This is a genomic window from Candidatus Poribacteria bacterium, from assembly GCA_021162805.1.
In the GTDB taxonomy this organism is placed as follows: Bacteria; Poribacteria; WGA-4E; order B28-G17; family B28-G17; genus JAGGXZ01.
In genome coordinates this window covers 1-10,788 of sequence record JAGGXZ010000150.1, presented here as the reverse complement: position 1 = coordinate 10,788, position 10,788 = coordinate 1, and the positions used below count along the sequence as shown (strand labels likewise).

General features: G+C 46.9%; 9 protein-coding genes. All 9 read right to left on the bottom strand.

Annotated elements, in window-relative coordinates:
• Positions 1 to 159: 159 nt before the first annotated feature.
• Positions 160 to 1,089, bottom strand: coding sequence for a sigma-70 family RNA polymerase sigma factor (locus J7M22_11430; GenBank protein ID MCD6507215.1), 930 nt, complete (start codon positions 1,087 to 1,089; stop codon positions 160 to 162).
• Complete coding sequence (locus J7M22_11425; GenBank protein ID MCD6507214.1) at positions 1,074 to 1,457, bottom strand: hypothetical protein; 384 nt, start codon at positions 1,455 to 1,457, stop codon at positions 1,074 to 1,076. Before J7M22_11425 ends, J7M22_11430 begins: the two co-directional genes overlap by 16 nt.
• 52 nt (positions 1,458 to 1,509) lie before the next feature.
• Positions 1,510 to 1,734, bottom strand: a complete 225-nt coding sequence (locus tag J7M22_11420) for a hypothetical protein (GenBank protein MCD6507213.1) — start codon at positions 1,732 to 1,734, stop codon at positions 1,510 to 1,512.
• 79 nt (positions 1,735 to 1,813) lie between these two features.
• The gene (locus tag J7M22_11415) at positions 1,814 to 3,037 is read right to left on the bottom strand and encodes a hypothetical protein (GenBank protein MCD6507212.1); all 1,224 of its coding nucleotides are present in this window, start codon (positions 3,035 to 3,037) and stop codon (positions 1,814 to 1,816) included.
• Positions 3,034 to 5,043 (bottom strand): hypothetical protein, encoded by a 2,010-nt coding sequence (locus J7M22_11410; protein MCD6507211.1) that lies wholly within the window; start codon positions 5,041 to 5,043, stop codon positions 3,034 to 3,036. The genes J7M22_11415 and J7M22_11410 overlap by 4 nt, the downstream gene beginning before the upstream one ends.
• 40 nt (positions 5,044 to 5,083) lie before the next feature.
• Positions 5,084 to 6,331: a hypothetical protein gene (locus tag J7M22_11405; protein ID MCD6507210.1), complete on the bottom strand. Its 1,248-nt coding sequence runs from the start codon at positions 6,329 to 6,331 to the stop codon at positions 5,084 to 5,086.
• Between the two features lie 71 nt (positions 6,332 to 6,402).
• Complete coding sequence (locus tag J7M22_11400; GenBank protein ID MCD6507209.1) at positions 6,403 to 7,842, bottom strand: DUF1573 domain-containing protein; 1,440 nt, start codon at positions 7,840 to 7,842, stop codon at positions 6,403 to 6,405.
• Between the two features lie 15 nt (positions 7,843 to 7,857).
• Positions 7,858 to 8,706 carry a hypothetical protein gene (locus tag J7M22_11395; protein ID MCD6507208.1) on the bottom strand — a complete coding sequence of 283 codons (849 nt, stop codon included), beginning with the start codon at positions 8,704 to 8,706 and terminating at the stop codon, positions 7,858 to 7,860.
• Positions 8,707 to 9,186: 480 nt separating this feature from the next.
• A complete protein-coding gene (locus J7M22_11390; GenBank protein ID MCD6507207.1) occupies positions 9,187 to 10,554 on the bottom strand; it encodes a sigma-70 family RNA polymerase sigma factor in 1,368 nt (455 codons plus the stop codon).
• Between the last annotated feature and the right edge of the window lie 234 nt (positions 10,555 to 10,788).

Here is a 10,788-nt window from a genome sequence, read left to right as displayed (position 1 = left end):
TGTGGAGGACATAAGGGATCAGGATGAGAATCTCCAGCAGCGTTAAAGAGATGAGAACCACCAGGGACAGATGATCGCCGATTGTCCGCATAAAGCGCTGAAGCATGATCAAATCACAATACCTGGAAGGGGAAATGTCATCTTCTTCCCCCTTTAGATTCACGGTCTGAAATAAGGTTCTACGGGCAACCGCCCGCCAACAAGCTCTCGGAGCTTTCGATAATCTATGCTGGAGTAGCCTGGCGAATCCGGAGTCCTAGGTTTATAAATAACTGCTTCGGGAAACAGTCTCGCTAACTCCTTTAGCACCTCGATCCATTCTTTGCATATCTCATGTTCCCTTTTGTGGAACATGACCACCTCCTCACAAGGTGGCAGGCTCTGGATGTAATCCCTCATTTTTTGGAGATCATGATACTCCTGAGCCAGCTCCAGATACCGAGGTAGGAGCCTTGCCAACTGTTCATATCGTATCTGCTTTATCAGATATTCGATATCTTCGCCTCCCTCTTCCTCTACCTCCTCATCGGTGATCTCATCCGCGCTTATTGATCCAGCAGCTTCCCCTTCCTCCTCGATTTCTCCGCCCACAGATGTATCCATCTCATCCTCGAGATATTCATCCGTCAACCCATCGATCAACCCCCAAAACTCCTCATAAGTGAGACCATCCTCCTTCTCCCCTGACCTTCTCACCTCCACGGCCGATCCTCTCACGTCCGCTTGCTCTTCAACCTCCACCTTATTCGCCCTCACTGCTGGCTCCTCCTCGCCATGACGACCTATCCATATTCCCGCCCCACCCAGCATTATAATCACCGCTCCCGTTATCGCCACCTTTGTCGTAACACCCGCCGCCATATACCTGACCACCTCTCCGATCCTCCTCCACGGCAGGATCACAACTCCGCTCAGCCTCTTGAGAACCTTCTCCTTCACTTTCTCCTTCGCCCTTCTTATCCGCATCACAACTGCGTGATATGACATTCCGTGCTCCTCGCTCAGTTCCTTATATCTCTTTTCTTCCAGGAGATATTCTCTCAGTATCTCCCTTTCACTTTCCGGCAGTTCATCTATCGCCTTAATGATCTCCTTTCTATCTCTCTTCTCAACAGATCATCCTCTCCGCTTGATATAGCAAGTTCATTTGGATCAACCTCATCGAAGGAGATGTAGCTTATCCCCCTTCCGTTTTTCTCTTTCAATCTCTTCTTGGCGATGTTGTATGCTATCTTCCTGAGGTAGTTTAGGAAAGCCGAGGGGTCATTCAGATCTTTCAGTTTCCGATAGGCTATGCAGAACGCCTCTTGGGTCACATCCTCAGCCTCTTGCCAATCATTACGGAGAATAGTGGCGGTGAGGAAGCTTTGGACCACATCCCAGTATCTGTTGACCAACTCTGTGAAGGCAGAGTCGCCTCCTGTTTCCCTTAGATCCCGGTACACCGGATGTCTCATCTCCCGCCTCCATATATAGAGGGTGTTTCGGGGGGATTTTTAACAGAAAATTTCATCGCGAAAACATCAGCTCAACCGACAACTTGCCAGAAGGGACCTCCTCAAGGAGGATGTATGCTTTGAGGAAGACCTCTTGAGCCACTTCTTCGGCATCATCCCGGTTTTGGAAGATGGAGAAAGCCAGGAGTCGGACTGTATCGTAATATCTTCTGACCAGCTTCTCAAAGGAGGATTTATCTCCTGATCTGGCTCTGTTCACAAGGTGTTTGTCTTTCATTTAATTAATATATAGCACCTACGGGGAAAATATTACACTGATCCCAACGGGGATTCGCACCCTTTTATCACCTCGATTCCTAACGGATCGATTCGTTATGGATCACATCTTTCAGGTTCAGCTCACCACAAAGCGCTAATAACTTGTCGTCCGAGACACAAACGTCCAAAACAGGGCTGGGAACCTTACTATACCGACCAAGCGTTATAAACCTGTAGACCTTCTCATTCCCCAACGGCAGGTTAACGATATAGATCCCTTTCTCACCCGCAGCTAGATACCCCTTCCTGCTACCCTTCGTATCCATCCCATAGATATGATCGAAATAATCCGAGACACCCCACACCATCACACCCCATGTCCCTAAATACGCCAGAGCATGTTCGGTTGCAATATACACAATCCCATGATGTGAAACCGCCAGAGCTTTCAGCTGCTGTCGAGCAGATAGATCCTCACCTCTTCCGATCATCTTCTCAAGCTTATCCAAGCTGACCACCGTGCTCCCGAAGACGGCCATGGGAACGAACTTCATCTCCACGGCTTCCCCAGGAACTCTCCCCTTCAGCTGGTACATCCATCGGTTATCCTTGAAGTGTTTCTCCCTCTCAAAGTTTCTGTACCCTGCTATCTCATCCCCAGCTGCGAAGATCTGATGATCTACCTTTCCCCTAACGACAGCTGCCGCCCCTGGCAGCCTCTCAAGTATCCTATCCACCTCAGGATGAAGTGGATCGTTCAGGTCGAGAACTAATATAGCCCCGGAGTGTCCTATCTCCTTCTCCCTGATTGTCACGAACAGCTTTTCACTTATACAAGCTACGTCCGTGCCGACGGGATTTCTGATAGAATCTTCTCCTACCCCTTTGAGCAGTCCTTCCAAGGGTAGATGTTCGACCAATCTGGGGTTTTCTGGGGCGCTTACATCCAGGGCGAATATCCCTTCATTGCTTATAGCGTAAAGGATAGGCCTCCGAGGATGTAAAGCTAGGGATATATGATATCCCTCTATCGGGGTTGAGGAGAGGAGTTTCAGCTTTCCCTCATCGGTTAGGCTTAAGACGTAGATATGTTTGTAGCTTCCCACATATATGATCCCTTCCTCAGAGATGATATCCGATTTGCCGGTTATCGGATAAGGTAGTTTAATCTGATCTGCCATCTTTTCTATTATTCCATCATCTGATAGCTTGAGGAGAATCAGGTATCCATCGGCTATTCTCCTTGGAACCATCAGGACAGGAGGCGAACATCCAAGTACTGTCAAACATAGGAGAAGCCAAGCATAAATCTTGCCTTTCATTCCTTATCACCTCTGTAAAGTCTCATGGCGGACAAAATAACAATCCAAATTATACCGCTAGCGGATAAGAGGTATCCTAGATAGTCGTACCATAGTCTCTCATATCGAAGTTCGATCGTTCCATGTCCGTATAAAAGCATCAGATAAGGGGAAGCTCTGTAAATTTTAATCTTCTTACCATCCTGATACGCCCGCCACCTTGGATATTCGGAGATCTTCACCAAGATAGGAACATCATGCTCAGACTCAACTCTGAATTTAAGATAATCCCAGCTTTTTGATCGCTGTAGCACTTCCACTTTCTCCTTCCCACCGCCTGTGGCTGTTGGAATCGGCGTTTTAGAATACACTAGAAGTTTATCAATATCGCCCGATCTCCACCATTTCCTAACCTCCAAATCCCAGTTTTCGGCGACTCTTCGAGGGATATAGTCAAGAACCTCGATGAGCGCAGATTTAGGAGCTTCATACAAGCTGTATGGATACCTCATATTCGGAGGGTCTATACCCGATTGATTGACAGGAAGCTTCGAACGTTCGAACCCCATGCGGGTCAAATTAGTGTTGGCAAGGAAGTAGTTTATGTTAAGCAGCTTCAGATATTTCATAAGGCTACGGGGGTTACAAGGAGGAGGATACGAGCCCCAAGTCATAGCAAATGGGTCCAGCAATGCCAGGATGCTCTGGAAAAACGGAGCATTTCTCGCTGATTCAGCAAACAACCCTACCGATCCTATATGTCCCTGCTTAGCAAGCAGGTGAGATGGTGCTCTGTATTGGTTTACAAGATTGCCGTAGGCTGTGTTGAGACACATTATCCTCCCTTCAATCCTGGGGGTTGATAGTTGAAAATCCGGTTGTCCTGGTGCTTTAATGATCTCACCGAATTCATTAGCCTGACCTTTATGAACTGCTATATTGAACTGCGGCATAATCAACGAGCATATGAGGATAGCGAGACAATGGGATTTTCGAATCCTCAACCCGTTTTTTATCAGGAAACGGAAGAGGGGGATAAACGCCAAATACCACGCATAAATTTTAAACCTATCGAAATGCATGGGCAAGTTAGAGCCAAAGGCGAAAGGACGGAATAAGATCAACACCGTCAGAAGCATTATCATTACCGACACCGTATATCCAGCCTTTGAGCTTTCATCGGAGAGTTCAAAGAGGAAGAAAGCACTCAGAGCGAAGAAGAAAAGATAAGGTCCAGAGGTTCCGCTCAACGCGGTACCACCACTAACATAATCCCTATTCATGAGAAATGGTATCAGCCAGAACGACACCAAAAGCAAAAACATGGTGCAGTGGGAAATAAACTTGATCAGATTCTTTACATTCCTCAGATATACTATGGACATACCCGCAAGACATGTGATTGCTGCCAGTCCCACGTATACGTGAAACAGAAAGGTCAGGGCCAATAAAACACTTGGAAGTATGCCTGTGGATTTGGATTCCTCAAAGCATGCGAATAGAGATCCCAGGTAGAAGAAGAACAAGGATATGGCCGGGAGATTGGAGATTTGTCCGAGATTGAGAACCCCCGGCAGATTGCCGCCCCAGAGCGCAGGGGATACCCACAGTATAAACCAAACCCATCCTACGAAAAGCAGACTTCCATAACGCCCGATACGGAATTTCATCCCCATCCAATAAGCCGATATAGGTATCATCAGTAGGAAGATGGAAACCCAGAGCTTAAAGGAGTAGCGTATATCCATCACATATCCCGTGAGAGCTACAAGGTAGTGAAAGAGAGGGTGGTAAAGCTCATCATGTGGATATCCTGCATAAAAAAACGGATTCCATCCTGTAGGCCTTGGGAGTAGGAAGTTCCTAGTATACCAACTTGCGAAATAATGTCCTACCATATCAACGTCAGTGAGGTTGTTGTACAAGCAAAAGGGTAGGATAATCCTCAAAAGCAACACCGCTTCTAGGCTTAGTATGTAATACCAGACCAATCGCCGATCGTCCAATTCACGCAGCTTATACGCCATCTTAATTAAAGTCGATCTCCTGATCATAACCCAATTTTTATCAGTGGTTGATTCTCCGCCAATAGGTGGAATAGCTGAAGTTTAGGGTTTGAGAATCGGTGTGGCATTTACGACATTCGTCAACGTATACACGTCCGTATGGTTTTGACTTAGGATCTATGCTATGTCGCCCGCCAGGTCCATGACATGCTTCGCATCCGACGTCCCACTCAGGTTTTGAGAATCCAAACCCTGTGGTATGACACTCCAGGCAGCTGGTCTTCCAATTCTGATTTTGCCCTCTGAAAGGGGAAGCATGTTGTGAGTTTTTCCAGACATAGTACTCATACTCATGACATCGAGCGCATCTTTCGCTTCCAACGAACGTATTGGGATAATCCGGCAAATTCGATGTTTCCCTTTTCTTATCTCTCATCTGGGGTTGCTTACTTTCTATGAATATATTCTCATATCCTTTGATCAGCTCAAAAAGCAAGGGGGAATCGGGGACCTTATCTGAGAGAGGAATCAAACAGCTCTTGTAATGTTTAATCCCCTTCCCGTTTCTCCTCAGCTTCAGGCTAAGATGGAGCACTTTGAAAGAACGCCGACCAGCGTTTGCTATCAAAGTCCGGTTAACCTTTATAGGCTCTGAAATTGAGGATAAGCCGGGTGCCTCAAATAGAATCAGGTCAATATCAGGAAATTTATCAGCAAGTTCAACGACGGTATCTTTAGAGGGCACATGAGCAAGCAGGATTACCAGCGGGATATCCGGAAGCAGGCGGTTTAACGTTCCACTGAGTGAGTTTTCAACATCCATTACCTCCACATCTGGAGTATAAGCTTTAACGGTGGATTCAAACTCCTTAGACATGATCCCGATGATCGCTATCTTGATAATATGGTTCTGCGACGCGGAGGTGCGAACTAACATATCGGGGAAAAGCCGTTTTCCATTACGGAAGAGGTTACAGCTCACAAGGGATAACTCATCCGCTTTTTGTATCAACCCGTCCACGTTGATAAAGTCCGCTGGCCCCACGTTCACGGCATCAAACCTCAGTAGATCCAGGAAAGCACCATATAATTCGCTTTCCATCATCCCTACTCTCATCATCTGGTTTCCGTTTGTCAACAGAAGGGTGTTTTCGACAACTCGAAGCTTATTCAACATGCTCGCGCAGCGCATCAGACCGCCTAAACCGAAGATAGGGTCAGGAAGTACACCATCTTCACAGCCGCTGACATAGGCTATCTCAATATCTGAAGTGGGCGGCGATCGATCAGGTTTCGCTTCCGCCTCCATATAGATCTCCTTAAAGGAGACAACGATAAACAAAGATAAAATAAGGGAGATAAGCCATATTGAGTTTTTTCTCATCGCACGATACCAAACAATGGAATTTCCAAGATATCAACGCTATTCCCTCGCTTCGTATGAATACGAACGACATCTTCGAGTATCCCCTTTGGAACGTGTGGCTTGATCGTCGCTTTAATCTCATAATGATAGCCGGGCTTTTTAGGAACCACTGAAACTTCAATCCATGAGGATTTGCTTTCCGCCTTTATCACGGATATCGGAGATTTCATCGTGTTCTTCAACTCGACCGAGCAGCTTCTGCGTTCTTTCGGTGAGATAAATCCAAAGAAGAACCGTTCTGGGAAGACTGATAGTTCACCTTCAACTATACCTTCCACAGGGATCGCGATTTTAATAGGTTCGCTTTTAAACCCCTCGCCGGAGTAAATGTTCTTCAATTCCAGTTCTATACTACCGGATAAAGACCCAATCGGAAGATTCGGTCCGATAACCACCTCGAGTATAGCGCTCCTATCAGGTTCCGGTCCAGGGAAGCGCTTGATGTTTATGTAATCGGAAGCTGAGATTTTTAGGATTTCTAGCCGCTTATTCTGAGGGGCTCTGATTCTGACCGTGCGACGGATTGTCTCGCTCACGCTTATACGGCGAAGATATATGCTTTGAGGAACAACTTCTATCGGGTCCACGACATCGCCCGTCACGGTGAGCGGGAAGATACGACAATACGGATCGTTTGATGAAACTGTGATAGTTCTGTTCACCTTCCCTTTATCACGCAGAGTTAATCTGATGCTGATCTTGGCGGTCTCATCAGGTTGGATGACGGTTTTAGTGGGTGCAGTTACGAGACAATCACAAGCGCTGCTTACGCTTAGGATTTTCAACGGCACACCACCCTTATTTTTCAGGATAAAATCGTGCATGACAAATGAACCCTGCGGCATCATGCCAAAATCATATACGACGGAGTCAAACACGATGTTAGGGACAGCGCTTCTATTAGAATCTTTAGGCTTAGACACTACCAAACAATATCCCTTCCACATCTTAGCAAGCTCTTCCCTTGAAATAACCTTCGGATATTTCAGGTCATCCGATATCCTCGCCCTCTCCTTATCGATCGCCTCCAGAACAGAGAAGTGATTGTTGTTTACAAAAGCTATCACCGGCTTACCTAGATTAAGAAGTTGATCATATGTTAGAATCCTGCCCACGGCGGAAAGACCTTTGGCACGCGCAGCTTCAAGGAGGTTATACATGCTCGTTCCTCGCTCATCAACCTTAGCGAGCTGGGATAGTTCCTCAAGATTTGTATCAACACCATACATTTGGCATATTATCAAAAGCGCTCGTGGACCGCATAATATGTCCGTAGCTCTCTGTTGGGTGCTTACAGATTTATGTTCCATAGATGTGGACCTTGTCCATACTTCAGATAGCAATAAAGCACTCACAAGGATTACAATCACGCTGATTATAAAGATCACACGCATGGCGTGATACCTCCCTCATTTTATCAGCTCCGCATCTGGAGGAGGGATTGTGAGAAACACATCTTCGGGGATTTCGATGTTTGCCTCAAAGTCCTTATATTCTATCTGCTTCCAGAAATAGATGATTTTCTCCTTCGTATCGTCATTGATCCCGTAGGTCTCAGTATACACTTTGACCGGATACCAGATTTGATCTCTGTAATGTTTCCACTCGACTTTCCTAATGGTTATCCTTTGTCCTTTGCTTTCCGTATACCGGACCTCCTGGATTCTGTAACCCCTGTCTAGATTGACCAGGATATCTATCCCTGTTCCCGCCTTCTCAATGAATATCCGATAACAGAGATCTCCGTTCACAGTTTCGAACCCTTTCGGTATGACCGAGGAGACAGAGGGATGTTTGACCAGCTCATCGAGATGCATACGAGCAATCTTGTTCCAAAACTGCGGGGGATAATCGTAAAGGAACAGGTAAGCTACCTCCTCTCTGGGGTGAAAGGAGACCTCTTTGAAGGGTTTCAGGGGACTGTTAACAGGTTGGTATAGGTAGAGGTCCATAAACCGCTCTCCATCGAAGACACATTTACGTATTATCTTCGGTGTGAATTTCCCAGACTCGCCTTCGATGGGTTCAGGAGGCGTGATCTCGGTCACAGCCATCATCTTATCGCTGATGAAGCATTCGCCCTCTCTTTTCCGCATTTTATCTTGGAAGAACACCCTGCACGTGAAGGATACATGGCATGAGTGTATCAGGCGGTCATGGTATTTAACACCTCCAAGGACCACCTCCAGATCGTCCACTTTTGACGGGGAGAGATTTACAGGCGCAGCAATCAGAAAGACACAGAGCATGACAATCATCTTAACTTACCTTAAGCCTGAAGGTAACCGGTCATGGGGTTTAATTCCCCGACCGGTTACCTTGTTTAAGCCCGCTCATACGGAGATCGCATCATGGACAATCTCCAGAAAGCGAAACTTTATCACCATAGTCCTTGTCATCTTCGTATTCGCACTCTGCATTAATGAAAGTTCTTCTAAGACACTCTACTCGAGCACTGGGTGTTGTCCAACATCTCGCATAACCTTGTATTGTGGTACTACAGTAGTGGTGTCCATAATTAATAACGTAGGTTCCAGCCCAGTTACTGGAGGTGCAAGTGAATGAGTGAGGGGTACAATTTGGAGCGTCCGTGGTCCCCCTCGTATAACAGGTTGTACCACCAATCATCCGTTGCATCGTCTGATTGTCCAGCCCCGTCGGGTCTGCCACGAGGCTGCAGACGATGGCTATGCCGGCGATAAGAATCAAACCGGCGTTGAGCAGCATCACTCTGCGTTTCATGGTATCTTACCTCTCCTCCTTATTGATGTTGGTATAGCTTTGAAATAATCCGGATTACCATCCCATGGGAGTTTTCTCCCAAAATACTCGATCAGACGATCATATCTGAATGATTCCCTTAATCTTCTTCCTGGTAACTCACGCCGCTCCCAGAGTTCCAACTCCGGAAACATCGCATCTATCTGAGCCCAATAAACTCTTAGTTGCTCGATCACCGCCATTATTTCATCGTCATATTGCTCCGTCACATCTTGAACTCTTCTGCCATACTCATCGTATCCATCCCAGTCATGGGTTTTTAGATAATCGTGATATTCCTCAAGCAACCGAGTTTTTCTATCTTCAAGCTGGCGAACATATGGCAGAATCTTGGCCAGTTCAGCGTATCGTTCCACCTTCAACCTCAACTCAGGTGACATCTCTTCTGCGGTCTCCTGATCTTCATCCTGCCCTTCGCCGCTTTTTATCTCGGATTTCTCTCCTTCATTATCGTGGACGGGCTCAGAAGAGACCATCGCTGATGATTCCTCTGCACTCTCGAAGTACTCATCAAGCAGCCTGTTGAACTCCTCAAATGTGAAATCATCCTTCTCTTTCTTCTCCGGTCTACCTACCACCCTCGCAGGCGCTTCCACGTTCGCTCGCCTTTCAACCTTCACCTCATTGGCCTTAGGCACGGGTTTCTCCTCCCCATGATAGCTCAGCCATATCCCCGCTCCAGTGAGCATCATCACGACCGCTCCCGTTATCGCAACCTTTGTCGTAACCTTCATGACAACACCTCCTATCATCCTCCCGATTTTCCCCCATGGGAAGATCATCATCATGCCGCTCAGCCTCCTCAGAACCTTCTCCCTCACCTTCTCCTTCGCCCTCCTCACCCGCATCTTCACCGCCCCTACGCTCTTGCCATACCGCTTACTTAACTCCCTATAGCTCTCACCGCTCAACCGACCCCACAGCATACCCCTATCCTCCTCACACAACCCCTCCATCGCATCATAAAATATCTCCTCCGCCTCCCTCCTCAAAAGCTCATCCTCGAATGACCTATCATCCGCTATCTCCTCTTCCAGTTCCTCTATCGGGATGACCTGGAGATCCCTCCTCCTTCTGAGCCTCTTGAGGGCCATGTTATGGGCTATCCTGATTATCCAGGGGAGAAAGGAGTTGGGATCTTTCAGCTCTCTTAGGCGGTGGTATCCCCTCAGGAAGGCGTCCTGGGTAACCTCCTCTGCCTCGAAGTAATCCCTCAGCAATGAGGCTGTGTAGAGGAGGACTTTATCGTAGTATCTCTCCATCAGCCTTCCGAATGCTATCGGGTCACCCTGTAGGGTTTGTTGTATCAGTTCCGTGTCGTTCATAGTTTCCCCTTCCATTATTATAGATACCATTTTGAGCCGAAAGGTAACAAAAATTTTCGATGATGGAGTGACTTGACTATGGTCAACGACTACGGTAAAATCCCCTCGGTACTGTCAAAAAAATAATGAAACAGGATGGTAAATCGGAGGGTGAGAATGGAGATCTAGATGGGAAAAGAAACGACACACTTCACCCATGAGAGATCCGAAGCTCTCTCGAAAAACCCTCCACTT

Bases quoted from the DNA above. Each gene is read 5' to 3' on its own strand.
- J7M22_11390 (MCD6507207.1), bottom strand. From the start codon at position 10,554: ATGAACGACACGGAACTGATACAACAAACCCTACAGGGTGACCCGATA.
- J7M22_11425 (MCD6507214.1), bottom strand. From the start codon at position 1,457: ATGAGACATCCGGTGTACCGGGATCTAAGGGAAACAGGAGGCGACTCT.
- J7M22_11415 (MCD6507212.1), bottom strand. From the start codon at position 3,037: ATGAAAGGCAAGATTTATGCTTGGCTTCTCCTATGTTTGACAGTACTT.
- J7M22_11405 (MCD6507210.1), bottom strand. From the start codon at position 6,331: ATGGAGGCGGAAGCGAAACCTGATCGATCGCCGCCCACTTCAGATATT.
- J7M22_11400 (MCD6507209.1), bottom strand. From the start codon at position 7,842: ATGCGTGTGATCTTTATAATCAGCGTGATTGTAATCCTTGTGAGTGCT.
- J7M22_11410 (MCD6507211.1), bottom strand. From the start codon at position 5,043: ATGGCGTATAAGCTGCGTGAATTGGACGATCGGCGATTGGTCTGGTAT.
- J7M22_11395 (MCD6507208.1), bottom strand. From the start codon at position 8,706: ATGATTGTCATGCTCTGTGTCTTTCTGATTGCTGCGCCTGTAAATCTC.
- J7M22_11420 (MCD6507213.1), bottom strand. From the start codon at position 1,734: ATGAAAGACAAACACCTTGTGAACAGAGCCAGATCAGGAGATAAATCC.